Annotated in this window: 29 protein-coding genes; 26 read left to right on the forward strand and 3 right to left on the reverse strand. The window is 39.8% G+C overall.

The annotated features are described in order from the left end of the window. The 4 genes from IEU90_RS06055 to IEU90_RS06070 all read left to right on the forward strand — a co-directional run. Positions 1-195 (forward strand): LPXTG cell wall anchor domain-containing protein (locus tag IEU90_RS06055; RefSeq protein WP_188357880.1); only part of this gene is annotated, 195 nt, incomplete at its 5' end. A 929-nt stretch (positions 196-1,124) separates the two neighbouring features. Beyond that, positions 1,125-2,306: a PTS sugar transporter subunit IIC gene (locus IEU90_RS06060; protein ID WP_153709822.1), complete on the forward strand. Its 1,182-nt coding sequence runs from the start codon at positions 1,125-1,127 to the stop codon at positions 2,304-2,306. Between the two features lie 253 nt (positions 2,307-2,559). Next, the gene (efp, locus tag IEU90_RS06065) at positions 2,560-3,117 is read left to right on the forward strand and encodes an elongation factor P (RefSeq protein ID WP_003674998.1); all 558 of its coding nucleotides are present in this window, start codon (positions 2,560-2,562) and stop codon (positions 3,115-3,117) included. A gap of 62 nt (positions 3,118-3,179) precedes the next feature. Continuing rightward, on the forward strand, positions 3,180-4,229 hold the full coding sequence (locus tag IEU90_RS06070) for a hypothetical protein (protein WP_153709823.1): 1,050 nt from the start codon (positions 3,180-3,182) through the stop codon (positions 4,227-4,229). 76 nt (positions 4,230-4,305) lie between these two features. Here IEU90_RS06070 and IEU90_RS06075 read toward each other — a convergent pair whose 3' ends face one another. After that, positions 4,306-4,584, reverse strand: a complete 279-nt coding sequence (locus IEU90_RS06075) for a hypothetical protein (RefSeq protein WP_153709824.1) — start codon at positions 4,582-4,584, stop codon at positions 4,306-4,308. A gap of 219 nt (positions 4,585-4,803) precedes the next feature. Next, the gene (locus IEU90_RS06080) at positions 4,804-5,334 is read right to left on the reverse strand and encodes a GNAT family N-acetyltransferase (protein WP_153709825.1); all 531 of its coding nucleotides are present in this window, start codon (positions 5,332-5,334) and stop codon (positions 4,804-4,806) included. A gap of 114 nt (positions 5,335-5,448) precedes the next feature. Here IEU90_RS06080 and IEU90_RS06085 point away from each other — a divergent pair, with 114 nt between their 5' ends. The 16 genes from IEU90_RS06085 (at position 5,449) to IEU90_RS06160 (ending at position 17,694) form a co-directional block, all read left to right on the forward strand. Next, positions 5,449-6,450: a hypothetical protein gene (locus IEU90_RS06085; protein ID WP_153709826.1), complete on the forward strand. Its 1,002-nt coding sequence runs from the start codon at positions 5,449-5,451 to the stop codon at positions 6,448-6,450. Positions 6,451-6,629: 179 nt separating this feature from the next. Then, positions 6,630-7,022, forward strand: coding sequence for a winged helix-turn-helix transcriptional regulator (locus IEU90_RS06090; RefSeq protein ID WP_153709827.1), 393 nt, complete (start codon positions 6,630-6,632; stop codon positions 7,020-7,022). 285 nt (positions 7,023-7,307) lie between these two features. Next, positions 7,308-8,486, forward strand: coding sequence for an ammonium transporter (locus IEU90_RS06095; RefSeq protein ID WP_225431281.1), 1,179 nt, complete (start codon positions 7,308-7,310; stop codon positions 8,484-8,486). Between the two features lie 47 nt (positions 8,487-8,533). Beyond that, a complete protein-coding gene (locus tag IEU90_RS06100) occupies positions 8,534-9,052 on the forward strand; it encodes an AmiS/UreI family transporter (protein ID WP_153709829.1) in 519 nt (172 codons plus the stop codon). 33 nt (positions 9,053-9,085) lie between these two features. After that, positions 9,086-9,388 carry an urease subunit gamma gene (locus tag IEU90_RS06105; protein ID WP_035154116.1) on the forward strand — a complete coding sequence of 101 codons (303 nt, stop codon included), beginning with the start codon at positions 9,086-9,088 and terminating at the stop codon, positions 9,386-9,388. 30 nt (positions 9,389-9,418) lie between these two features. Then, on the forward strand, positions 9,419-9,793 hold the full coding sequence (locus tag IEU90_RS06110) for an urease subunit beta (protein ID WP_035154118.1): 375 nt from the start codon (positions 9,419-9,421) through the stop codon (positions 9,791-9,793). A 15-nt stretch (positions 9,794-9,808) separates the two neighbouring features. After that, positions 9,809-11,530: an urease subunit alpha gene (ureC, locus tag IEU90_RS06115; RefSeq protein ID WP_153709830.1), complete on the forward strand. Its 1,722-nt coding sequence runs from the start codon at positions 9,809-9,811 to the stop codon at positions 11,528-11,530. A gap of 85 nt (positions 11,531-11,615) precedes the next feature. Then, a complete protein-coding gene (locus tag IEU90_RS06120; RefSeq protein WP_153709831.1) occupies positions 11,616-12,065 on the forward strand; it encodes an urease accessory protein UreE in 450 nt (149 codons plus the stop codon). Between the two features lie 13 nt (positions 12,066-12,078). Further along, positions 12,079-12,789: an urease accessory protein UreF gene (locus IEU90_RS06125; RefSeq protein WP_153709832.1), complete on the forward strand. Its 711-nt coding sequence runs from the start codon at positions 12,079-12,081 to the stop codon at positions 12,787-12,789. Positions 12,790-12,815: 26 nt separating this feature from the next. Then, positions 12,816-13,442 carry an urease accessory protein UreG gene (ureG, locus tag IEU90_RS06130; protein ID WP_153709833.1) on the forward strand — a complete coding sequence of 209 codons (627 nt, stop codon included), beginning with the start codon at positions 12,816-12,818 and terminating at the stop codon, positions 13,440-13,442. Next, positions 13,432-14,286 carry an urease accessory protein UreD gene (locus IEU90_RS06135; protein ID WP_153709834.1) on the forward strand — a complete coding sequence of 285 codons (855 nt, stop codon included), beginning with the start codon at positions 13,432-13,434 and terminating at the stop codon, positions 14,284-14,286. The genes ureG and IEU90_RS06135 overlap by 11 nt, the downstream gene beginning before the upstream one ends. A 20-nt stretch (positions 14,287-14,306) precedes the next feature. After that, a complete protein-coding gene (crcB, locus tag IEU90_RS06140; RefSeq protein ID WP_182602755.1) occupies positions 14,307-14,687 on the forward strand; it encodes a fluoride efflux transporter CrcB in 381 nt (126 codons plus the stop codon). A gap of 16 nt (positions 14,688-14,703) precedes the next feature. Next, complete coding sequence (gene crcB, locus IEU90_RS06145; RefSeq protein WP_153709835.1) at positions 14,704-15,114, forward strand: fluoride efflux transporter CrcB; 411 nt, start codon at positions 14,704-14,706, stop codon at positions 15,112-15,114. A 30-nt stretch (positions 15,115-15,144) separates the two neighbouring features. Beyond that, on the forward strand, positions 15,145-16,158 hold the full coding sequence (cbiM, locus tag IEU90_RS06150; RefSeq protein WP_188357881.1) for a cobalt transporter CbiM: 1,014 nt from the start codon (positions 15,145-15,147) through the stop codon (positions 16,156-16,158). Then, complete coding sequence (locus IEU90_RS06155) at positions 16,127-16,972, forward strand: energy-coupling factor transporter transmembrane component T (protein WP_188357882.1); 846 nt, start codon at positions 16,127-16,129, stop codon at positions 16,970-16,972. The genes cbiM and IEU90_RS06155 overlap by 32 nt, the downstream gene beginning before the upstream one ends. Then, the gene (locus IEU90_RS06160) at positions 16,969-17,694 is read left to right on the forward strand and encodes an energy-coupling factor ABC transporter ATP-binding protein (protein ID WP_153709837.1); all 726 of its coding nucleotides are present in this window, start codon (positions 16,969-16,971) and stop codon (positions 17,692-17,694) included. Before IEU90_RS06155 ends, IEU90_RS06160 begins: the two co-directional genes overlap by 4 nt. An 84-nt stretch (positions 17,695-17,778) precedes the next feature. Here IEU90_RS06160 and IEU90_RS06165 read toward each other — a convergent pair whose 3' ends face one another. Continuing rightward, positions 17,779-18,489: a winged helix-turn-helix transcriptional regulator gene (locus IEU90_RS06165; RefSeq protein WP_153709838.1), complete on the reverse strand. Its 711-nt coding sequence runs from the start codon at positions 18,487-18,489 to the stop codon at positions 17,779-17,781. A 125-nt stretch (positions 18,490-18,614) separates the two neighbouring features. Here IEU90_RS06165 and IEU90_RS06170 point away from each other — a divergent pair, with 125 nt between their 5' ends. The 6 genes from IEU90_RS06170 to IEU90_RS06195 are packed head-to-tail and all read left to right on the forward strand — an operon-like array spanning position 18,615 to position 23,938. Next, positions 18,615-19,487 carry a phosphate ABC transporter substrate-binding protein gene (locus tag IEU90_RS06170; protein ID WP_153709839.1) on the forward strand — a complete coding sequence of 291 codons (873 nt, stop codon included), beginning with the start codon at positions 18,615-18,617 and terminating at the stop codon, positions 19,485-19,487. A gap of 5 nt (positions 19,488-19,492) precedes the next feature. After that, positions 19,493-20,392 carry a phosphate ABC transporter permease subunit PstC gene (gene pstC / locus IEU90_RS06175; protein WP_188357883.1) on the forward strand — a complete coding sequence of 300 codons (900 nt, stop codon included), beginning with the start codon at positions 19,493-19,495 and terminating at the stop codon, positions 20,390-20,392. Next, complete coding sequence (gene pstA / locus IEU90_RS06180) at positions 20,392-21,273, forward strand: phosphate ABC transporter permease PstA (RefSeq protein WP_153709841.1); 882 nt, start codon at positions 20,392-20,394, stop codon at positions 21,271-21,273. The genes pstC and pstA overlap by 1 nt, the downstream gene beginning before the upstream one ends. Before the next feature lie 10 nt (positions 21,274-21,283). Further along, positions 21,284-22,039, forward strand: a complete 756-nt coding sequence (gene pstB, locus IEU90_RS06185; protein WP_153709842.1) for a phosphate ABC transporter ATP-binding protein PstB — start codon at positions 21,284-21,286, stop codon at positions 22,037-22,039. Positions 22,040-22,051: 12 nt separating this feature from the next. Continuing rightward, positions 22,052-22,756, forward strand: coding sequence for a phosphate signaling complex protein PhoU (gene phoU / locus IEU90_RS06190; RefSeq protein ID WP_153709843.1), 705 nt, complete (start codon positions 22,052-22,054; stop codon positions 22,754-22,756). A gap of 15 nt (positions 22,757-22,771) precedes the next feature. Beyond that, positions 22,772-23,938, forward strand: coding sequence for an ATP-binding protein (locus IEU90_RS06195; RefSeq protein WP_225431276.1), 1,167 nt, complete (start codon positions 22,772-22,774; stop codon positions 23,936-23,938). Positions 23,939-24,421: the final 483 nt, after the last annotated feature.

The raw sequence follows: 24,421 nt of genomic DNA on the forward strand, positions 1-24,421 counted from the left end.
CCGGCAGCGCCTGAAGCACCAGCTGCGCCAAAGGCAGCAACACCTGCTAAGGCAACGCCAGCTGCTAATCAAGAAGCTAAGAAGCTACCACAAACAGGTAACGAAAACAGCAGTTCTGCAGCAGCCCTTGGATTAGCTGCATTAGGATTAACCGGACTTTTGGCTGCTGGAAAGAAGCGTCGGAAAGAAGATTAATAAAACGTTGAACGGATAAGATAAGCTATGCGGAGAGTTGTGGTTAATTTGAAGATGGTTTATTGCAACGACTTAACAACGTAATGCAATGGATATAGTGGCTTAACAGATTCATAGCAACAAACTCGAAGCAGAAGAAAAAGCCCATGCTAGAAATAGCATGGGCTTTTTGAATTGAAGGTATGGTTAAAATAAAAGCAATTCCAATGTCGAAGGGGGCAAGGGAATTGCTTTTAAAATTAGAAAGTTTAATTAAATAGAGATTGCTTTGTAACTGTGTATTAATGAATATTCTATCTATTAGGACTAAACAACAGCGTTTCTAAAGGGTAAGAGAAACACCAAAAGAGATCCCAATGTTAAGTTAATAGTACCGGCCCATGCCAACAAGTAATTTAATCATTTATAAGTAAAGGAAGAAAAGTAGCTTGTGGGGTTAAGATAAATTAAATTAGCTGTAATTGATGCTGCCGATAAGGTTAACAAAACAAAATTAAAATATCTCTTAGATCGACTCCTTTCTAATGAAAAATGATAAATAAAAAACGATGAATGATAGCAGCTAGAAGATAGCTATTAGATTCAAGGCAACTGAACCAAGTGGGGGGATCAGAAAGAATAAATTCATTTCTTTTAAATAAATTTATTAAATTTTATTTATCACCCTTATATTACCTTTTTTTCAACACCAAGCACATAAAAATATTTATTTTTAAAAGTTATATTTACGGGCTGTCGGATATAGCAGAAATTACTAGCTAAACCGATAAAAGTAAATAAAGCATTTCATATTAACATGGCGTTTAAATAAATTGTTAGTTTCTTCTTAAGAAAATATTTACAAAAACGCTTACTTTAACGCTGCAAGAAACCCTAAATTTAATAAAACAAATCCTTTGATTATGATTAAAGTTTAATTAGAAATATAATTGACTTTTAATTCTATCTTAGATAAACTGACAACAATCATTAATCAAAAAATAAATTACAAGGAGGCGTTAATGATGGAAAATCAAGTTAGCAGTTCTAAAGCTAATGCAACTTATCAAAATTCATCAAAAGTCAAGGAAGCGGCTTATCGAATTTTTGCGGCGGTGGCTAACGCTATTTTAGTCGTCCTGGGAGGCGGACTATTAACCCAAACAATTGGTAACTTGACGGGCATTCATGTTCTAACATTAATTGGCGGGGAAGCCCAAGCATTATTAGCGCCTGCAATTGGGGTGGCGGTTGCTTCACAGATGAACACTAATACCCTTGTAACTTTTGCATCAATGGTTGCGGCAACGGTAGGATCTAATGGGGTTCACTTTACTAATGTTGCTGTTAAGGGATTGACGGCAACTGGTCAAGCAACTGTTTCCACAGTAGGAGCACCTGTATTTACCACTGGACAGCCGCTCTCTGCAGTTCTTGCTGCGGTGGTGGCAGTTTTAGTTGGTAAATATTTAACTGGGAAAACACCGTTAGATATGGTTCTGGTACCATTTGGCGCGCTAGCTGTTGGAATTGGTTTTGGACTAGTGGTTGCTGTGGTTGTTACACCAGCATTACTTGCGGTTTCTGCGTACATTGCGCATAGTATGCAAGTTTCACCAGTTCTAGGATCAATGGTAATTTCCGTTGTGTGGGCCCTATTTCTGATGACACCAGCATCCTCTGCAGCCTTAGCCGTTGCACTGATGCTTGATCCGGTCTCCTCAGCCGCCGCTTTGATCGGTACGACTGCTCAATTTGTTGGTTTCACCGCAATGTCATTCCGCCAAAATGATCTTGGCGCAAACATCGCCCAGGGACTAGTTACGCCTAAAGTCCAATTCCCTAACCTTCTCATTAATCCTTATCTCTTGGTTCCAACGGTTGTCTCTGCAGCTGTTTGTGCGCCAATTGCAACGGTTCTGTTTAATTTCCGTTCGACATCTACTTTAGGGGGATTGGGACTAAACTCCTTGATTGCACCAATCGCTTATCTTTCACGTGGCTGGGCTCAGTTCAGCACATACATGGTCTTTGGGGTTGTTGTACCTGCTATCTTATCCGTAACTCTCTATCTTGTCTTAAAACGAGCAGGTTTCATCGGTGAAAAGCAATTACATCTTGAGCTAGTTTAATAATACTGATCAAATAAAAACTGTTTGCTTATTGAAAATTACTCAGTAAGCAAACAGTTTTTTCAATTGATAAAACATGCTGAGAAGCGCTATTGTCGTGGTTAGTGAATGTGATACAATAGACTGTGAATGTAAATTGTGAATGATAATTATTCATAATTAATGGCGGGGAACGAAGCCATAGATTAAGGCTACTCATAAGCATCATTAATCTGTAAAAGAGTTCAGTTTTTATATGAAGGAGTTTTATACTATGATTCAAACAATTGATTTGAAAAAAGGTATGGTTTTTGAACGTGACGGTAAGTTATTAAAGGTTCTTCAAATCAACCACCACAAGCCTGGTAAGGGTAACACTTTAATGCAAATGGACATCCAAGACCTTCGCTCAGGTTCAATTGTCCACACTACAATGCGTCCATCTGAAAAGGTTGAACAAGTTAACGTTGACAAGCGTTCTGCTCAATACCTTTACGATGAAGGTGATTCAGCCGTATTTATGGACCTTGAAAGTTACGAACAATACAGCTTAAGTCATGACTTGCTTGGTGACGACAAGAACTACCTTGTTGAAAACATGAAGGTTATTTTAAACTTTGTTAACGGCGACATTATCGGTGTTGAATTACCAACTACTGTTGAATTAACTGTTGCTGAAACTGAACCGATGATTAAGGGTGCTACTATTGATGGTGGTGGTAAGCCTGCAACCATGGAAACTGGTTTGGTTGTTAACGTTCCTGCATTTATCAAGAACGGTGACAAGTTGATCATCAACACCACTGATGGTAGTTACAAGTCACGGGCTTAATTAATAAGTAGAAATGCTCTTTGTACACGTTACAGAGAGCATTTTTTATGGGGAGAATCGGTATGGATAAGAAAATAGGTTTTTTAATGGTTACCGGGCTTAGTCTATTATTGGCTGGTTGTGGCAATCAAAATAATAGTAAGAGTGTTTCTTCATCTTCATCAAGCAGTAGTCTGTTGGTTGCTAAGAGTAATGTTAAAATTAATAGTGATAACTTAAGTCCGCAGGAAGCAGTTAGCTTGATTAGCACTTATTGCGGATTACGCTATGGCGGAAATTGGGCAGCTATGGTTAAACAAGCTCAAAAAGATGGACTACAAGTGAATCTTTATCCGAGTTCCAAATATCAATTGAGTGATGGCGGTCAGGGAGTAGCTTATGATGTAACAGCTGGCGGCGCGTCACAGGGATTGATGTACACTGTTAACAATGATAATGTAAATATCTACCAAAACGTTAAGCAGAATAAGAAGAGTACGAAGCTCGCGACTATTTCAAAGGCGGAAATGGCTGAGTATGTTAACAAAAATGGGCAGGGGAAGCTCGTTAATGATTTAGCCGCCCACGCCCAGGTTGTTGACAAGCGGAGCGGGAATAATAATGCTTCATCAAGCATAAGTAGTACAGAAAATGATCACAAGTATGGCCGCGCAGGAATCATTGATGTGCCAAGTGAGATGCAGGGTACATGGTACTCGGCTGATAATGATTCTGATTCGACGATTGTTTTTGGTGCCCATTCGCTTACATTTGCAGAAGGCGACGATCATGAAACAACCCAGCTTTATAAACAAGATCCACAATTTGGCGAAGATGAGGATAATTACACAAGCGAAGATGTCCAAAACGCCACAAAGAACTGGGGAAAGGTAAGTTTTTATAATGTTAATGGTTCACGGTGGCTAAATCTCCGTGGCTGGACACAATCGGCAGGGGATGGCTCATCTTATACTGTAAAAATTGAAACAATTGATGGTAAGCAGGTTAAGGTTTTAGTCCAAGCAGGCGGTGCTGAAAATTGGACGCAAGCGGTATATTACCAATCCAAGGATATGGCGCAACAAAACGCAGATAAGAAATTTGATGACCTTCATTATGAAGACGATGATTAAATAACAAAGCTTGGTAAAACACAAATAAGGGCTTCACTGCTCGGTAAAACCGAACACTGAAGCCCTTTTCTGCATCTTACTTAATTGTTTGCTCCTGTTCTAGTTGTCTTTTAGAACGTAAGTCAACATAATTGTTTTTTAAGAGATCATTAGTGTGAATAATTTTGATAGGGGAAACCTTGGATTCAAATGGCTTTGCAACCGTAATCTTTGCAGGTTCGGCAGTAGTTGTATCAGCAGAAGCACGTTGACTGGTACCGAAGATGATAAAAAGACTTAGCGTAATTGAAACGATAATAAAGCTTACTTTGTTTAGGAAGCCTTTATGGTTTTGAATGTTGTTGCTAGTAGTCATGAGAATCCCTCCTTGTTTATTGAAGAAACTAAGCTTTTTGAGTTGTTTTCTAGAATATCATTTTCTTAGTTAGTGGGGTAGGTTATTGTTGGTGGTTAAACTAATTATTAAATCTTTTAGGATATCCTTAAAAGATTTATCCACAAAAATTCTTAAAGTAAATAAAAAGCTGAATTAGACCGCTTATCCTTAGTCCATTCAGCTTATATTAAACATCTTCTATTGAATCAACCAGCCTAGTGGCCAAGAGAACCATTCAAAAATCTTGTCCACTTTATGTTGGCTGATTTTTTTATTTGTTGCTAAAACTTGAAAAGTGACTTTTTCCTCTTTGAATAGTTTTGGAGTCGGGAAGAAGCCATTGCGCTTATAGAAGTTAAGCCGACGTAATCGTTGCTGATTATTAGCGGCATGGGGATCCGGCTGCTCAATATCGAGGGCAAGCGAATCTTCAGGGTAAAGGTCACGAAGCTCATCGATAATCCGTGTCCCGTATCCTTGTGAACGAATCTGATCATTAACTGCAAGATATAAAATATAGTGCATACCATGACTGTGGATAACGTAAGCAAAGCCGACAAACTGGTCTTGGTCATAAAAAGCCATGAAATCAGCTTGGCGGTACCTGCTCTTAATGCGGAGCCACGACCATGGTTCTCGTTCATACTTCGGAAACGCGCGCATATATAGTTGTTTGACCTGTCTATATTCTTTTAAACTCAACCTCACGGGCTGTATGTCTAAATCCAAAAAATATCACTCCTTATGAATAAATATTTTACCAGAAAATAAGATAATAAACAATTTGAAATCAAACATTTGTTCTGCTATAGTGGAAAGGTATTTTTAGAAGGGGAGAAAACCATGGATAAGATCATTGCCTTAACGCACCAACAACGAACAGCTATTCTTCGCCAGTTAACGGTTGAACAAATAAAAGCGCTTAGTGAGTTTACCCGCTACGCTATGCTATCACGCTTTCATACTCGTCATTATCTTTCACACACAGATTGGGAATTTCAGGGGATGGTGATCGATCCATGGTACCAACGTTCTCATGATCATTCTGGAGAAAATCTTTATTGTGATTGCGGCCGCCGACTAAAAAATCAATTTATTCTCCGATCACGGACTACGGGACAGCAATTATCGCTTGGCATTTCACACTTTCAACAACATGCAAGTATTCCAGCGAAAGTTACTCGTGAGATCCAATCGGGGATTAACGAGATTAATCTTTATATGGATAGTATTTTATTAGCGTATCAGGCTGGTCAACGGTTTCCCCAGACAATGTTTCAGTTTGTCCTTGATCATCAAGGGTTTAAGAACCATGAGGGGACAGTTTTATATCAACGCTGTAACCTATTCAGCCAGGTTGACCTTCCCCTTCATCGGCGTGATTATGAAGAGTTGAAAGGGCTATCTGCTCGTCTAAATAACGGTCGGCCACATCGGCTTACGAAAGAAGAAATCAATCAGTTACTTGCAGAACTTGCGACTGATTGGCGCCAAATTGACCAGCAGATTACGATGTTTAATTACCTATTACGGCAAAAAGTGATTACTAGTCAGGATATTCACCGGATTAAGAGCAACTCAGTGAATTATGCATTGCAGAGACGCAAAACACGCTTCTTCATTCAAAATTATAAACAGATGTTAAACCTAACATTGACTAAAGCGCGGAGCCAGTTAGCGATTAAATTACGCCAATTATCTTTTTATGCCCAAGTATGCCAAGAATTACCTGCAGCTAAGATTCAGTGTGAACAAGCCAAACAGGTAATGATTGCTCACAAGACACCGAACCCTGTTTCACATTTTTATGGGATAAAAGAAGCGAAGAGTTTACTAAAAAAGTAATTATACTAAAAATATTTATAAGTATTTTTAGTATTACTATAATATACTATTATCCATCTTGTGTACTTTTATTAAAGAGCTGATAAATAAAATAGTGTTATCTTTTGAGCGCTTTCATTTTCCATGATATAATTTATTATATAGTAATATAAATTTTTTTGTTTGGGGTGGAGCTAATAATGGATCAAGAAAATAATCAAGGAATTGCCTATTCATTAAGTTTTTTACGTAAAAATGATTATCCGCGAGCCCTATTTTGGCTTGGTGTTAAACCACTCGATTTTAAGGACCTTCAAGAATTGTTAGCAGGAATTTCTAGTAATCGTTTGATAACAATAATTGAGGACCTACAAGAAAAATATATAATTAGCCCAATTCAAGAGGCTGGCTGCTTTGTTTTAACGACTGGCGGTGAAGAGCTGGCGCGGATTGTAACGGCTCTTGGTGTCTGGGGTCGTCAGCAAATGGATGAATATAATGGTGAAGATAGCGACCAAGTTGTTTTACCTGATTCATCAATGGAACAAAAAGAACTTTTAAGCTATCAAAATGTAATTGGCCGTTATGTTTGATTTATATTTTATTCTTGCTGTTAATAAAACTAAATGTAATATACGGATATTTGCCTATGAAAAATATAATTTTCATGGGCTTTTTTATTCTAATTATATTTTTATGAAAATAAAAGCCTCTTTTCTTGTAATAATTAATATCAATAGTATTATAAAAAGTAAATATTAGTGGAAAGGCTTTAATAATCATTTTGCTTTTTTATGTTTATTATCGGTGCTTCATTAATAAATTATTAGTTAAAGGAGGAATTACATTTGCATATTAATAGTGGTGATACGGCTTTTATGATGCTTTGCACAGCTATGGTTTGTTTAATGACACCAGGTCTTGCTTTCTTCTATGGCGGATTAGCTCGGAAGAGAAGCGTCTTATACATTATGATGCAATCATTTATTTCAATGGGAATTGTAACCTTGATTTGGGTCTATGGAGGCTTTGGCTTGGCATTTGGCAAAGATGAAGGCGGCGTGATTGGACGTATTTCTGATTACTTTGCCCTTGCTCATGTTGGCTTAGTTCCTAACGCTGTTCATGCAGCTTCAATTCCCTTTGCGCTATTTTTCTTATTCCAGTTAATGTTCTGTGTAATTACTGTTCCGCTAATTAGTGGGGCATTTGCAGAACGGCTTAACATGAAAGGGTACATTTTGCTATTGATTTTCTGGACATACCTCGTTTATATTCCGGTTTGTCACTGGGTATGGGGCAATGGATTCCTTGCAAAATGGGGCTTCGTTGACTTTGCTGGTGGTACCGTTATTCACACCACAGCTGGTTTTGCTGCCTTAGCAAGTATTATCGTTCTTGGAAAACGAAAGCTAAAGCAGAGCGGAATGAAGCCAAGCAATCTGATGGCAGCCGCTATTGGGACCGGTCTTCTTTGGTTCGGCTGGTTTGGTTTTAATTCAGGCGGGGCCTTAAAAGCCGGTGCATTAGCAACAAAGGCTTTTACTAATACGGCCATCGGATTAGCGAGCGGAATGATTGTTTGGATCTTATACGCAAAGTTTGTTCGTGGAAAGTTTGACTTTATTGATGTTTTAACTGGTTCAGTAGCTGGTTTAGCGACGATTACACCTTGTGCGGGTTATATTAATCCATCTGCTGCGGTTCTAGTGGGCTTAGCTGCTGGTATTATTTGTAACTTAGCAGTTAGTTTGCAAGAAAAGATTGGCTGGGACGACGCACTCGGTGTTTGGGGTGTCCACGGAATTGGTGGATTTACCGGAACGATGTTAATTGGTATCCTCGCTGATCGAACAGTTAATGGAATCGGTGCTAGTGGTCATCAATTCTTGATCCAAGCTGGCGGTGTTATTTTAGTTGCCGTCTATTCATTTGTAATCACGTTTATTTTACTTAAGTTACTAGGTGCGCTTACTAACATTCGTCCAACAGATAAGGTTATTTCTGAAGGACTCGATCATACGTTGTTAAATGAAACAACATACGATATTAATTAAATTTCTTGATTATCAAACTCGTCTCAACGAAAGGAGGCGAAAATGAATTGTTAGGTTGTATATTGCTTTATGTCGGCATGGTATTAATGAGCAATGGCTTTTATGCTGTTGAGGGCATAAAGGATAAATCGATTGTGGTTATGAACTTCTTTACTGGCGGACTTAGCTTAATTCTTAACGTTGTTGCTTTATCGTGGGGAATTATTAATGATAAGCCAGCAAGTTGGTTCTATGCTAGTGCCACTGGATTGCTATTCGCATTTACTTATCTCTATGTAGCGTTTAACACTCTTTGTGATTTTGACCAGCGTCTGTATGGTTGGTTCAGTCTATTTGTTGCGATTAACTCAATTCCAGCCGGGATCCTTTGTTTCCAAGGTTATGGCGGCAATTGGATTTACGGCATCATCTGGTGGGCCTGGGGAATTCTTTGGTTAACGGGATTCCTAACCAACAATCTAAAAATGAATCTTGGTAAGTTCCCTGGATATTTAGGAATCATTGAAGGAATTTGTACAGCATGGATTCCGGGATTCCTAATGCTCCTAAACTACTGGCCTAACTAAAATCTATTTAGCTAGAGAAAGGAAGGATAGATAATGAGGCTCACAAAGCGTGAACAAGAAAAAATGATGATTAGCTTAGCCGGAATGATCGCAGAAAAGCGGAAGGATCGTGGCTTAAAGCTAAACCAGCCAGAAGCAGTTGCCCTAATTACCAGTCGCCTGTTGGAAGGCGCTCGTGATGGCAAGACTGTTGGTGAGTTAATGAATGAAGGCGCAACTTGGCTAACTAAGGATGATGTTATGGAAGGAATTCCAGAAATGATTCCAATGATTCAAGTTGAAGCAACATTCCCTGATGGCACGAAGCTAATCACTGTTACTGACCCAATTCGCTAATTTTTAGCATCTAAAGAAGGAGGAAACAAAATGGTTCCTGGAGAATATAAGTTACAACCAGACAAAGTACCATACAATGTTGGTTACGATGATATCTCACTCAAAGTAAAAAACGTTGGTGACCGTCCTGTCCAAGTTGGTTCAGAATACCACTTTTACGAAGCAAACGAGCAAGGTCTACAATTTGATCGTAGCCAGGCATGGGGTAAGCACCTTGACATACCAGCCGGAACTGCTATTCGTCTAGAAGCTGGTGAAGAGCGGACCGTTAAACTCATTGACTTTGGTGGAAAACGCCGGGTATTCGGCTTTAACAATAAAGTTAATGGTTGGCTTGATGTTGATAAGAAAGCTGACACATACAATGGGTACCCGCTTGAGAAGAGTTATCCCGAAGAAAAGTAAAGAGGAGGTAAAGTTATGAGTTTTGATATGGATCACGAGCAGTTTGCCTCATTTTACGGACCAACTACTGGCGATAGCGTACGACTAGGCGATACAGACTTATTTGCCAAAGTCGAAAAAGACCTAACAGTTCATGGTCAAGAAAGTTTATTCGGTGGTGGAAAAGTCCTTCGTGATGGAATGGGTGTTAGTGCCACTGAAACCCGTGCCGGAAATCCAATGGTTGCCGATACAATTATTTCTGATGCACTTATTATTGATTGGACTGGAATTTATAAGGCGGATATTGGTATTCGTGACGGTAAGATCCTTGCCATTGGTAAAGGTGGTAACCCAGACGTCATGGATAACGTTGATTTCATTGTCGGGGCAAGTACTGAAGCCATTTCTGGTGAAGGAATGATTGTTACCGCTGGTGGAATTGACCTCCACGTTCACTACATTACCCCATCCATTGCTCAAGCTGCTTTGGATAACGGTATTACAACCTTATTTGGTGGTGGTACCGGTCCTGCTAATGGTACTCGTTCCGCTACTTGTAACCCTGGAGCATGGTACACTCACCGGATGCTTCAAGCGGTTGATAACGCTCCTATTAACTATGGTTTGATGGCTAAGGGTTCTGGTTCACGTCCAGAATTGATTGGTGAACAAATCGAAGCCGGATGTGCTGCCATTAAGACTCACGAAGACTGGGGTGCTACTGCTGCCGGAATTGAAAATTCAATTGCTGCGGCTAATAAGTATGATGTTCAATACGCCGTCCACACTGACTCGTTAAACGAAGGTGGATTCGTTGAAAACACCATCAATGCCTTTAACGGCAATACAGTTCACACATTCCACACTGAAGGTGCCGGTGGTGGACACGCTCCTGACATTATGGTTGTTGCTGGTCAAGATAATGTTCTTCCATCATCAACAACTCCAACTAACCCATATTGTAAGAACACCCTTGATGAATTGTTCTACATGACAATGGTTTGCCACAACCTTAACCCTAAGATTCCTGACGATGTTGCCTTTGCTGAATCACGTATTCGGAAACAAACTGAAGCTGCCGAAGACGTGCTCCAAGATATGGGTGCCCTCAGTATGATGACTTCTGATGCGCAAGCCATGGGACGTGTTGGTGAAGTTGCTATGCGTTGTTGGCAATTAGCAAGCAAGATGAAGAAGGTTCGCGGACCGCTTGAAGGTGATTCCAAGTACGATGATAACAACCGGATCAAGCGTTACGTTGCTAAGTACACAATTAACCCAGCTATCTGTAACGGTATTTCAGATTATGTTGGTTCAATTGAAGTTGGTAAGTACGCTGACTTGAATATCTGGGATCCTAAATACTTCGGTACCAAGCCTGACATGGTTATTAAGAACGGTATGATCACATACGGTATTGCTGGTGATCCAAGCTCAAGTCTTCCAACACCAGAACCAGTTCTTGAACGTTACCTTTACGGTGCTGAAGGCCGTGCTGTTAACCACACATGTGTAACCTACGTATCTCAATATGCTTACGACCACGGTATTAAAGAACAACTTGGCTTGAACAAGACTATCCTTCCTGTTCACAATACCCGGAGCATTACTAAGGCTAACATGAAGCTTAATAATTACACGCCAAAGACAATTGAAATTGATCCACAAACATATGACGTTAAGATTGATGGCAAGCTGATCACCTGTGATGCAGCGCCAACACTACCATTAACTCAACGTTACTACCTATTCTAATCTTAAATTAGATTTACCAAGGGGATTGGGAGCCGTGCCCCAATCTCCTTTTATAAAAATTAAATAAAAAAGAGGTTTTATAGTTATGGTTTTAACAGAAGTTTATCGTAATGTAGATGACATTCCTAACATTGGCAGCTATCATATCGAGACGGCAATGGTTAAGAGCGATGATTTGATGAAGAATATTTTGCGGGTTAAGACTGACCATGGAAATGAATATGGTATCCGGCTTGATAATGAAGACCAAATTCTGGAAAATGGTTCTGCTTTCAAACTTGGCGATAAGAAACTGCTTGTCTTAAGCGTAATCGCTGATGAAATGATTGAAATAACTCCGCGTGATATTAATGAAATGGGTCTCGTTGCCCACTTCCTTGGTAATTTGCACAAGCCGGTTCAAATTAAGGATGGGAAGATTTCATTATTGCTCGATAAAGTCGTTGTTAAGATGCTTGATAAGCATGATATTAATTACGAATTAAAGAAGGTTCAATTAGACCAACCGCTTGAATATTTAGACTTAACAAAGTAAGTAGGGATAGAAGATGGAAAATGAATTAACAAAGAAACTAAATTATCTTGAAGTTTTCCAAATTTGTGATTCTACCTTCCCAATCGGTACTTTTAACCACTCGTTCGGAATGGAAAATTATCTCCGGACAAACGTGATTAAAAAGGCTCCCGAATTTCGAATTTGGCTTGAAAACTATTACCGGTCGCAATTTCGGTTTGGTGAAGGTCTTCTCGTGAAATTGTGCTATGAGGCAATTAAGCAGCATGATTTTGATAAGCTGATTGAATATGATGATCAAATTACTAAATCTACATTGGCTATTGAAACGCGGAATGGTACAAAGCTGATTGCTCACCAGATGATTGTCCTTATTCAAAAAATATATGGTGACAAAGTTCCACACTTAAAGGAATATGCGCAGGCAATTGATGATGGCAAAGCTTATGGTAACCCTGCAATCGTCTTTTCAATGTTTGCTCATTATAAGGGGGTTCCATTGCTCGATGCTTTCTTAATGTATGGCTATAGTGTTGCCTCAACCTTAGTGTTAAACGCAGTGCGGGCAATTCCCCTTGGTCAGCGGCAGGGGCAGGTTATCTTAAATGACCTTATTAAGCTGCTTAAGCCTTTATACAAACAAGTGATGAAGCTTGACGCATCTTATCTTGGTGCAAATGCTCCTGGCCTCGAAATGGCGCAAATTAATCACGAAACACAAGAATCACGGCTATTTATGTCTTAATAATTTTGGAAGGGAAGTTAAAAATTATGAAACGTGCAGTACGAATTGGTGTTGGTGGTCCTGTTGGTTCAGGAAAGACCCAGTTGATTGAACGACTTACCCGGCAAATTCATAATGACTACAATATTGGTGTTATTACCAATGATATTTATACCAAGTGGGATGCTGAATATATGGCAAAACACTCAGTACTTGATGAAGACCGGATTATTGGTGTTGAAACTGGTGGCTGCCCCCACACAGCTATTCGTGAAGATGCCTCAATGAATATGGCTGCTGTTGAAGAACTAGAGCAACGGTTCAACAATGACCTGGACCTAATCTTCATCGAAAGTGGTGGTGATAATCTAGCCGCAACGTTTAGCCCAGAACTAGTTGACTTTTCGATTTACATTATTGATGTGGCTGAAGGGGAAAAGATTCCTCGAAAGGCTGGTCAAGGAATGATTAAGTCTGATCTCTTCATCATTAATAAGACTGACTTGGCAAAGTATGTCGGTGCGGATCTTGACCGGATGAAGGCAGACTCAGAAAAATTCCGTAACGATGGCAACTTCCTCTTTACCAATTTGAAGACTGATGAAGGTCTTGATGGTGTAATTAACTGGTTGAAGAAGGACGTATTACTTGAGGACTTGGAAGATGAAAAGTAAAGATTATGATGGCATGATTGACCTGGAATTTACTCACAAGAATGGTCGTGACTTTGCTAAGCGGACCTTTCGTAAGGGAAATTCATGGTTATCATTTTGCCAACCAAACAAGGACAATATCCCATATTATTTCCTCATCACTACTGGTGGAGGATATGTAGAAGGCGAAAGTTATCATCACCAAATTACTTTAGATGATAACAGTCACGCAATCGTTACTACGCAATCGCCAACTTATGTCTACAAATGTGAACATCATAAAACAACCACGCAACAGGATGACTTCAAGCTTGGCAAAAATGCGATTTTGGAATTTTACCAAGATGAAACAATTCCGTATAAGGATGCCCGCTACCGTCAAAAGACAACAATTGACATGCAAAAGGGTGCTAAGTTAATCCTTACTGATGGTCTTTCAAAGGGTTGGTCTCCAGATGGCGCGCCGTTTCAATATGATGAAGTTGGCTTGCAGACGAAGATTAACTACGATGGTCACCTCGTTTACAATGACTTCCTCCTTGTCGACCCAGAGACTGATCCAATGCAAGAGATCGGTTATTTTGAAGGAAAATTAAACTTCAATTCAGTAGTAATTATTGATGAAAATATTACTCAAGACACGGTTGAGGAATTACGGAAATACTTGTCCCAATTCGATGTTGATATTCACTATGGAATTTCATTGCTTGAACAGGATGGGTTGGTTTTCCGTCTGTTAAGTAATAGTGCGTTTGAAAATCACAAGTTAATGTGGAAGTTCATCAGCTATTACCGTGAAAAGAAGCTTCATCTTTCCGAACTTAACTTACGGAAGAGTGAGCACCTTGAGCGAGAACAGGCATAAAAAAATGAGGAGATAAGAGAATGAATATTATTATTACTGACTTGCTTGCGGCCGGAGTAGGCGCATTCTTTGGTGGTGGATTACGTAGTCTCTTATCTGACGTATTAAACACAGATTATGACCATTACCGTTGGGGCACCATTATGGCAAACTTAATTGGCTCATTACTAATTGGAGTTTTTGCCGGCATGGTAACAAGTGATGAATTGCGGAATACGATGAATGTATTACTAGCAACCGGATTTTGTGGCGGATTAACGACTTTTTCTACCTTTTCCCTAGAAACATTAAAATATTTCAAATCTGGTAAGAAGCTTTTAGCGTGGACTTACTGGGTAGGAAGTGTTATTGCATGCATTTGTTGTGTGTACTTAGGATTATGGTTCCACTCATGGCTGTAGAAAGGAAGAGTGTAGAATGTCAAATGGGTTAAAGTTACTCGTAATCGGTGTCGGTTGTTTCTTCGGTGGCGTTCTCCGGTATGCGTGTGAAATAGTTTCCGACTTATGGATAAAGCCACCTTTTGCTGATCCGCTTGCTGTTTTGATTGTTAACGCGGTTGGTTGCTTCATTATTGGTTTATTTACAGCATGGTTTTTGAAGAAAATTGTCCCTAAAGACTGGCACACGATTATTACGACTGGTTTTTGTGGTGGTTTAACGACTTTCTCATCTTTTGCCCAGGGTATTACCGTTTTATTTATGGACGGTCAAGTTTGGATTGGGATTGTATATATTCTTGCTGATATGATCTGCGGGTTATTTGCAGTATATGCAGGTCTCTTCCTCGTGCTGGGGAAAGATTATGCTAAAGAATTATTAAAGTGACGCATAGTAAATTAAAGGAGCGGGATTTTAGTGCATATTCCAGATAACTATTTGAGTCCGGGAACTTGTGCGGTAATGTTTGCAGTGGCTGCACCGGTTATCGCTGTCTCAGCTAAAAAAGTAAAAGTTCAGTTAAAAGAACATAAGGAGCTTGCGCCGATGCTTGGAATTGCGGCCTCATTATCTTTCTTAATGATGATGTTTAACGTGCCGGTACCGGGCGGAACTAGTGCTCACGCGGTTGGAGGTACGCTGCTTGCAATCCTGATTGGGCCATACGCGGCCAGTATTGCAGTGACGGTTGCGTTAATTCTGCAAGCGTTCCTATTTGGCGATGGTGGAATTTTAGCGTTAGGAGCTAATATCTTTAATATGGCAATTATCATGCCGTTTACTGGTTATTGGATCTATAACTTTTTGCGAAAGCACCACCATCCTAGTATTGGGACAGTCGTTGGTTCCTATTGCGGAATTAACTTGGCGGCTTTGATGGCGGGACTAGAACTAGGGATTCAGCCGCTAATTGCTCATACAGCAAGCGGTGCGCCCTTGTATAATCCATACCCGCTAGCAGTTACGATTCCCGCAATGGCCTTTGCTCACTTAGCTGTTGCCGGTTGGATTGAAGCGTTCTTTACGTACGTTGTTTATTCGTTCGTCAAGCGAGTGGCACCAAATGAGATTTATCAAAATACCATGGTAAAGGATACAAAAAAGGGTTCAATTAAATACCTCATCTATGTAATTATCGGATTAGCTGTTCTGTCACCGATCGGCCTGCTTACAACAGGAACTGCTTTTGGTGAATGGGATAACGCTGAACTATTGCAGCGGTTGAAGGTTGAGCACATTTCTAGTACGGTTCCTACGGGGATGAGCCATGGATTTAACTATACTGCCTTATTTGGAGATTATACGATTCCAGGGACGTCTTTACCGATTGGCTATATTTTGAGCGCTATTACCGCAATTTTAATTTTCTTCCTAATAAGTAAGGTGCTGATGTCAATTTATGGCTCAACAAATAAAGCCGCAAATAAGTAAAAAAAACAAAGCGGTGCCGACAAAATTGCCAGTTTGGTTAATGAATTCAGAGCGGCACCAGGTACAATTAACTAAAGGCCGGTTAGTACAAGATAATTTAACAAGGTTTGCGACACTTGTTGCTTTTCTTACGCGAATAACGCCGGTTTATAAAGCTAAAAATTCACCGTGGGTACGAATTATTGAGCTGATTGGGTTAACGATTTTAATTGTTTTATCATCACAGGTTATGTTTTTATGGCTAATTTTAATTCTTCTATTAACGCACCTCATTATTTTGCCGGGGTCTGTAATTATTACAATCACCAAAAAGCTGGTCAAATTGATGGCGGTTTCGTTGCTTGTATTATTACCGAGTCTCTTATTGCAGGCTAATAATATTAGTTTGCTTCTGACACGAGTTGCATTAATTATGCTAAACATTTCCATATTCTTAAGTATTACTTCATGGCCCCAGTTTATTCAGGGACTAGAGCAGTTACATTTACCGAGTGTCATAATTTTAACTCTTGATATTACAATGAAGTATGTTTATACCCTTGGCGTTTATATTCAGGAGCTGCTCAGCAGTATTAAGTTGCGAACATTTGGACAACATGTAAATCGCCGAGTTCTTGGGGTTATTATTGGTCAGGTTTACTTGTCGGCAAAAAAACGAATGGGCGACCTTTATCAGGCAATGTTATTACGAGGATATAATAATAGCAGCATTGCGAGGAGAAAGCTTAGCTGGAATAAATATGACTTGATTAGTATGGGTGAATTGTTATTTGCAGTGGCAGCATACTTTGTAACACAAGGAGTGGTGGCATGATTAAAATAGCTAACGGTGCGTACACTTATGGAACACAGACCGGTTTTCACGATGTCAATATTGAGATTAATCGTGGTGATGCCGTTTGTATTATGGGCCCAAATGGTTCTGGTAAGTCGACGCTATTAAAAACGATTGTTGGATTATATAGTTTAGAAAACGGCCGGTATACTTTTGACGATTTGGTAATTGATAAGAAGTTCCTAAAAGATTCAACAAAAACAGGGCCATTTTATCAAAAGTTCGGCTTTGTATTTCAAAATAGTGATATCCAACTCTTTAATACTAGTGTGACTGATGAGATAGCATTTGGCCCAGAACATCTCGGCTTACCGCAGCATGAAATTGAACAGCGTGTAAATGATTGTTTAAAGCTATTGAAGATTGAGCGGCTCCGCGACCGTGTTCCTTATCACTTATCCGGTGGTGAGCAAAAATTAGTAGCGATTGCCAGTGTACTAACGATGAACCCGGACATTATGATTTTTGATGAGCCGTTTAATGGGTTGTCGCCCAAGTATCGGACACTGATTACGCAAATAATTAATCAGTTACATCAAGCGGGAAAAACAATTATTATTTCAAGTCACCATTTTAATCAGATTAGGTCGTTGGTTGACCGTGTTTATGTATTTTCAGAGGATCATACGATTACCCGGGAAATAACAGCCGATCAGTTAGAAGAAATGCCGCGATTTATCGATTATTTGGATAATTTATAGAAAAGTAATTTATTATAAGATGTTTAAAATTAAATAGAGAAAATAGAAGACCGAAAAGAGATGTACTTTTCAGCCTTCTATTTTTTAAACAAATTTATAACCGAACCCGCGGACAGTAAGAAGATGGGTGGGATGTTGTGAATCATCCTCAAGTTTATCGCGAAGATGGCTGATATGAATATCAACAATTCGTGAAGTATCAAGGATATCATACCCCCATACACCGTTAACAAGCTGGTCGCGACTTAATACTTGTCCTTGATGGTCAACTAAGTAGGATAATAGTTGGAATTCTTTTGGAGTTAAAGCAATTGTTTCGCCGTTCTTGGTAACTGTATAGGATTCCTGATTGATTTGCCACGCACCAGCAGTCATGACCGTATCTTCCGTTGCCTTTTCCTGGTCGGCTAGTGAATGTAGTTGCGGATAGTGGTAAGTCCATAACCGCTGTTCAATTAAGGGACGGAAAATGGAAGGGATAATAGGGGTGGCGAGGACATCATCGACACGTGCACGGTAGAGTTTACGTTGGATCCGTTCCGTAAGCCGCGGGGTAAAGATAGTAATCGGTCCTTGAACCTGGTGGCGGATAAGGGTCATTGTCGCAATAGTCGTATCCAAACTTACTTCGGTCATATCCCACCAGATACCGCTGATTTTTTCTTTTTCTAAGGCAACCACAAGACCGGTCGGCGTAGTTACTAACTCGAATTTCCAGTGGGCCTTTTTACATATATTTTGTAATTCTTGTACCAGAGTATCTTGCTGACTCATTAGCAAAAATTTATTGGTCATAATATTTCTCCAAAATTTACATAACCTTTACATTATAAAGATTAAAACTTTACATCGACTTGTTATTCTCTATTTGTACCATACGAGATATGCGAAAACAACTAATAAACAGGTAGGAAATAGCAATGAAAAAAATAGTTATCAGCATTGTTTTGCTTGTAATGGGGTGCTGGCTAGGCGGGTCGTGGGTCCTTGCTAGGCAGCAGCCATCACAGGAAAAAATTACAATTGTTGGGTCAACAGCTTTACAGCCTCTTGCTGAAGCAGTTGCCAATGATTATCGGATTAATCACCCGCAAACAAGTATTATTGTCCAAGGTGGCGGGTCGGGAACAGGTCTTAGCCAGGTTCAAGCAGGCGCAGTGAATATTGGATCAGCTGATATCTTTGCTGACCAGCAAGATGGCATTAATGCTGGAAAGTTAAATGATAATATCGTTGCTGTTTCTGGAATTGTACCAATTGTTAATGAGCATCTTGGCATTAAGAATTTGACAATGGATCAGTTACAACAAATTTTTACAGGTCAAATTACTAATTGGCAAGAACTTGGCGGACCAGATTTACCGATTACAGTTATCAACCGGGCGCACGGAAGCGGGACCCGCGTTGCTTTTGAACAGACGGTTTTAAAACCGGGAATGCAAGCTGTTAATGCGCAGGAACAAGATTCAAACGGGACGGTTAAGGAGATTATCAGGAACACGCCAGGAGCAATTAGCTATATTGCCTTTGCTTATCTTAATGACCAAGTACAGGCAATCAATCTTGATGGAGTAGCACCAACTGCAGCGAATGTTACGACTAATAAGTGGCAATTATGGTCGTATGAGCATATGTATACGCAAAAGCACCCATCGAATGCAACGACAGAGTTTATCAAGTATATGCAAAGCGAAAAAGTTCAAAAAACACTTGTAACTGATGCTCACTATATTAGTATTCATGATATGAAAGTTGCAAAAACACCAAGCGGGAAAGTAACTGAAAGGAAATAGATATGATGGAAGACTTACGACAACGGTTGACTCAGCCCTCTGCCGAGAGTAAGCAGGAAGTTTCGGGAAAAATAATTAGCTACCTTGCAATTACCCTAATTGGGGGATTAGTCGCAACGATTTTAATCTTTCTAACCTTAAAAGGAATTGCCTTATTTACCGGCAATCACTACTCTTTATGGAATTTTTTAACGGGAATAAACTGGCAGCCAAGCCACCATTTATTTGGGGCATTGCCAATGATTGCGACTTCTTTTAGCGTTACCCTCTTGTCGGGAATAGTCGCACTGCCGTTAGCACTAGTAGTCGCAATTGCAATTACTGAAATGCTGCCATCAACAGCATACAAATTTTTACAACCAGTTATTGAATTGCTAGTTGGTATTCCGTCAGTGGTCTACGGATACGTTGGTTTGACCATCGTTGTACCTTTCTTACGACAGTCATTTGGCGGAACAGGCTTTGGTATTTTGGCAGCAACATGTGTATTGTTTCTGATGATTTTACCGACAATGACTTCAATGACAATTGATAGTTTTAAAGCTGTTCCTCAGCAGTACCGCAATGCTTCAGCAGGATTAGGGGCAACCCGGTGGCAAACTATTTCCCGGGTAATTATTCCGAGCGCGAAAAGCGGTATTTTAACGGCAATGGTTTTTGGAATGGCCCGTGCGTTTGGTGAGGCCTTAGCTGTTCAAATGGTAATCGGAAATACAACGGTGATGCCAACCGGGCTAATGCATTCAGCTGCTACCCTAACAAGTGTGTTAACGACGGGGATCGGGAACACAGTAATGGGGACAATTTCTAATAATGCGTTATGGTCCTTAGCTTTAATCCTTTTAGTAATGTCCTTAGCATTTAATCTGTTGATGCGGCTTATTAGTCGGAAAGGGGTAAAATAATGCGTCCAGAAAAAATTGATCGGCTAGCAACCGTAATAATTCTAACTTTAACCGGATTAGTGGGGGTGGTTTTATTTGCTTTGTTAGCTTACCTATTATTATCAGGAATTCCGCACATATCTTGGCACTTCCTAACTTCAAGCGCAGAATCATTTAGAAGCGGCGGAGGAATTCGTGATCAGCTATTTAATTCGCTATACCTCGTAGTTTTAACGCTTTTAGTCTCAGTCCCATTGGCGTTGTGTGCAGCAATCTATCTTAGTGAATATGCGCCGGATAATCGTTGGACAAACCTTTTACGATTAGCGATTGAAGTTTTAAGTTCCTTGCCATCGGTTGTTGTTGGGCTATTTGGCTACCTGATTTTTGTATTGCAATGGGGATTAGACTTTTCCCTACTTGCCGGAGCACTAGCATTAACAATTTTGAACCTGCCAATGCTAACGCGAGCGTGTGAAGATGCCCTTCGTCAGGTTCCTTATCTTCAGCGGCAGGCCGGATTAGGACTGGGAATGTCTAAGTGGCGTGTAACGACTAAAATAGTTTTACCAGCAGCTTTACCGGGAATTATCACTGGGGCTATTCTAAGTGCCGGCCGAATCTTTGGTGAGGCAGCAGCATTGATTTACACTGCCGGACAAAGCTCGCCTGCCATTAGTTATACTGACTGGAATCCGTTTAGTCCAACCAGTTTTTTAAATCCTTTACGACCTGCGGAAACACTTGCTGTTCATATTTGGAAAGTTAATAGTGAAGGACTGGTACCGGATGCCCGTGCCGTATCAAATGGTTCGGTGGCAGTTTTGATTTTAACGATTTTGATTTTTAATTTACTTGCCAGATACATTGGTTACTTAATTAAGCGACGACTTGCAAAGTGAGGATAAGAGAATGGAAAATTCAATTGCTCTTGAAGTGAAGAACTTACAGGTACTATATGGCGATAAACACGTTGTTCACGATGTTTCCATGAAGTTCCCTAAAAATAAGATTACAGCGATGATTGGCGCGTCTGGTTCGGGGAAATCAACGTTATTGCGGAGCCTAAACCGGATGAATGATGATTTAGCAACGGTCAAAGGTGAAATTAATTTTCATAATTTGAATATTAACCAGGCAAAAGTGAATGTCTATCGTATTCGTCAGCAGATTGGGATGGTTTTTCAGCAGCCGACTCCTTTTCCGCTATCAATCTATGAAAATGTTATTTACGGATTACGGCTTGCGGGGGTTAAGGATCGTCAAACACTTGACCGGCGAGTGGAGGAAAGTCTTCGCCAAGCAGCCTTATGGGAAGAAGTTAAGGATCATTTAAAAGAAAGCGCCTTAGCATTATCCGGTGGTCAGCAGCAGCGTCTTTGCATTGCGCGAACACTTGCCGTTGAACCAGAGATTATTTTAATGGATGAGCCGACGAGTGCATTAGACCCGGTTTCAACTTCGCAAATTGAAGATACTTTAGTACAATTAAAAGAGAAATTTACTATTATTATGGTAACCCATAACATGCAGCAGGCATCGCGGTCGGCCGATTGGACAGCGTTTATGCACCAAGGAAAATTAATTGAATTTAATCAGACGGCTGAAGTATTTATGAACCCGCAGCAGCAGCAAACAGCTGATTATCTGAGCGGCAAGTTTGGCTAGGAGGTAAAGAAAATGGGAGCAATTTTTGACGACGAGTTAAAACGTTTACGCAGCCATTTTATGGAAATGGGAATTGACGCAAGCGAACAGATCTATCAAGCAACAAAAGCGTTTACTGATCATGACGCGACCCTGGCAGATAAAGTGCTAAATGCTGATATGAAGATTAATGATGAAGAAGTTAGTTTAGAAAAGCAGGCCCTTAAACTGATGGCATTGCAAAATCCCGTTGCAACTGATTTTCGTAAAATCATTAGTATCTTAAAGGCTAGTACGGATATTGAACGTTTAGGGGACTATTCAACCCATATTGCGCGGGCAGCGATTACGTTAAGTAAGTTTGAACATCATGAAGAAATTGAACAGCCGATTGAGCAGATGATGATGATTGTCCGGAAGATGCTGGAACGAATCCTTGATGCTTATGTATATACTGATGAGCAGGTTGCTTATGAAGTTGCTAATGACGATTTGAAAGTTGATTTACTCTATGTGAAGCTTCAAAAAGAGATTATGAAGGCGCTGGTTAAGGGTGGCGAAGATGTCAAAGCTTATGAAAGCTACCTCGCAGTTATCCGTAATTTAGAACGAGCAGGGGACCATATTGTTAATTTAGCCGAATGGATTATTTACAGCGGGTCGGGAAAACTAGTAGAATTGAATCCAGGGAAAGCAGATCCCACATTAGTTCGTCGTAAATTAACAAAAGATAAGTAAAAGAGGTAACTGGATTTGAGTAACGAGCAGGAGATATTTTCATTCAATGATAAGGTAAGCCGGGAAAAACAGCAGCAAATGGTAGCGAGGATTCTTGCCCGCCATCTCCTAATTGTTGGACAAACCGGAAGCGGTAAGACAACTACTACGCTGTCGTTATTGAATTATCTTCAGCACCGTAACCAAACGACAATCGTTCTCGATCCGACAGGCGAATATGCCCAATTACCAAATGCAATTACGTATAAACTGGGAGTTAATGCCTATCTTGAAGCGGGCTCCTTATCAGCTAACGAACTTCAAGAAGTTTTGCAACTAGCCCCTTCGCCTGATTTTCAAGATAAATTAAATCAGGCGATTACTGCTCTTCGGATCCAACATAACCTTGTTGAACAAGATAAAGCCTATATAAAATGCGGACAGAAAATTCAAAATTACCAGCACTATCTTGAACAATTAGGGAGCTGGGCGGTTGATTATGATCTTTCACAATTGGTTAATCAATTAATTGAAGAGTTTATTATTCCGTTCGCGGATGACCGGGCCGATTATCACTTGCTGGGACAACAGTATGACCGCTTAGCTATTAATCATAATTGGGGGATGCTGACAACTCTTCGCGAGCGTATTAATAGTGAAATGTTTAAAACTGTTTTTGATACGGTTTCACATCCGGGAAGTTTCAAAACGGAGCTTAGCTTTATCCTAAAAATGTTCCTAACTCAACGCAGTACCCACCGTACCCTAGTAATTGACCTATCCCTTCTAAAAAGATACGAAGATAGTCAGCGGGCTTTAATCTCGTTTTTAATGAAAAAGATATTAAATATGCGGTTCCAAGCGCCCCAACAACTTCCTGTTAACATTGTGATTGATGAAGCTCACCGCTATTTGCCACAAGACCAGAAGAAATTGCCTGATAATGGGATTTTTCAGGTCTTAAGAGAAGGAAGAAAACTGCATTTAAAGGTGATTTTGACTACTCAATCCCCGCTTGATCTGCCCGCAAAATTGCGTTCACAGTTTAGTAACGGGATTATTCATTGTTTGATTGATGATAATGAAATAAGAAGTCTGGAAATGAATGATTTAGGTGTGAAAGGACTTAATGTCGGAGAAGCGTACTTGAAGGTCAGCGACCAAACTGTTCCAGTGACGGTTACCAAACCTAATTGGTGGTGAAATAAAAGCAATTCCAATGTCGAAGGGGCAAGGGAATTGCTTTTAAAATTAGAAAGTTTAATTAAATAGAGATTGCTTTGTAACTGTGTATTAATGAATATTCTATCTATTAGGACTAAACAACAGCGTTTCTAAAGGGTAAGAGAAACACCAAAAGAGATCCCAGTGTTAAGTTAATAGTACCGGCCCATGCCAACAAGTAATTTAATTATTTATAAGTAAAGGAAGAAAAGTAGCTTGTGGGGTTAAGATAAATTAGCTGTAATTGATGTTGCCGATAAGGTTAACAAAACAAAATTAAAATATCTCTTAGATCCACTCCTTTTTAATGAAAAATGATAAATAAAAAACGATGAATGATAGCTGCTAGAGGATAGCTGTTAGATTCAAGGCAACTGAACCAAGTGGGGGGATCAGAAAGAATAAATTCATTTCTTTTAAATAAATTTATTAAATTTTATTTATCACCCTTATATTACCTTT

The organism is Limosilactobacillus caviae (assembly GCF_014635905.1).
GTDB classification, from domain to species: domain Bacteria; phylum Bacillota; class Bacilli; order Lactobacillales; family Lactobacillaceae; genus Limosilactobacillus; species Limosilactobacillus caviae.

Coding starts and splice junctions, on each gene's coding strand:
- efp (WP_003674998.1), top strand. CDS start 2,560: ATGATTCAAACAATTGATTTGAAAAAAGGTATGGTTTTTGAACGTGAC.
- IEU90_RS06070 (WP_153709823.1), top strand. CDS start 3,180: ATGGATAAGAAAATAGGTTTTTTAATGGTTACCGGGCTTAGTCTATTA.
- IEU90_RS06075 (WP_153709824.1), bottom strand. CDS start 4,584: ATGACTACTAGCAACAACATTCAAAACCATAAAGGCTTCCTAAACAAA.
- IEU90_RS06085 (WP_153709826.1), top strand. CDS start 5,449: ATGGATAAGATCATTGCCTTAACGCACCAACAACGAACAGCTATTCTT.
- IEU90_RS06090 (WP_153709827.1), top strand. CDS start 6,630: ATGGATCAAGAAAATAATCAAGGAATTGCCTATTCATTAAGTTTTTTA.
- IEU90_RS06095 (WP_225431281.1), top strand. CDS start 7,308: ATGATGCTTTGCACAGCTATGGTTTGTTTAATGACACCAGGTCTTGCT.
- IEU90_RS06105 (WP_035154116.1), top strand. CDS start 9,086: ATGAGGCTCACAAAGCGTGAACAAGAAAAAATGATGATTAGCTTAGCC.
- IEU90_RS06110 (WP_035154118.1), top strand. CDS start 9,419: ATGGTTCCTGGAGAATATAAGTTACAACCAGACAAAGTACCATACAAT.
- ureC (WP_153709830.1), top strand. CDS start 9,809: ATGAGTTTTGATATGGATCACGAGCAGTTTGCCTCATTTTACGGACCA.
- IEU90_RS06120 (WP_153709831.1), top strand. CDS start 11,616: ATGGTTTTAACAGAAGTTTATCGTAATGTAGATGACATTCCTAACATT.
- IEU90_RS06125 (WP_153709832.1), top strand. CDS start 12,079: ATGGAAAATGAATTAACAAAGAAACTAAATTATCTTGAAGTTTTCCAA.
- ureG (WP_153709833.1), top strand. CDS start 12,816: ATGAAACGTGCAGTACGAATTGGTGTTGGTGGTCCTGTTGGTTCAGGA.
- IEU90_RS06135 (WP_153709834.1), top strand. CDS start 13,432: ATGAAAAGTAAAGATTATGATGGCATGATTGACCTGGAATTTACTCAC.
- crcB (WP_182602755.1), top strand. CDS start 14,307: ATGAATATTATTATTACTGACTTGCTTGCGGCCGGAGTAGGCGCATTC.
- crcB (WP_153709835.1), top strand. CDS start 14,704: ATGTCAAATGGGTTAAAGTTACTCGTAATCGGTGTCGGTTGTTTCTTC.
- IEU90_RS06155 (WP_188357882.1), top strand. CDS start 16,127: ATGGCTCAACAAATAAAGCCGCAAATAAGTAAAAAAAACAAAGCGGTG.
- IEU90_RS06160 (WP_153709837.1), top strand. CDS start 16,969: ATGATTAAAATAGCTAACGGTGCGTACACTTATGGAACACAGACCGGT.
- IEU90_RS06165 (WP_153709838.1), bottom strand. CDS start 18,489: ATGACCAATAAATTTTTGCTAATGAGTCAGCAAGATACTCTGGTACAA.
- IEU90_RS06170 (WP_153709839.1), top strand. CDS start 18,615: ATGAAAAAAATAGTTATCAGCATTGTTTTGCTTGTAATGGGGTGCTGG.
- pstC (WP_188357883.1), top strand. CDS start 19,493: ATGGAAGACTTACGACAACGGTTGACTCAGCCCTCTGCCGAGAGTAAG.
- pstA (WP_153709841.1), top strand. CDS start 20,392: ATGCGTCCAGAAAAAATTGATCGGCTAGCAACCGTAATAATTCTAACT.
- pstB (WP_153709842.1), top strand. CDS start 21,284: ATGGAAAATTCAATTGCTCTTGAAGTGAAGAACTTACAGGTACTATAT.
- phoU (WP_153709843.1), top strand. CDS start 22,052: ATGGGAGCAATTTTTGACGACGAGTTAAAACGTTTACGCAGCCATTTT.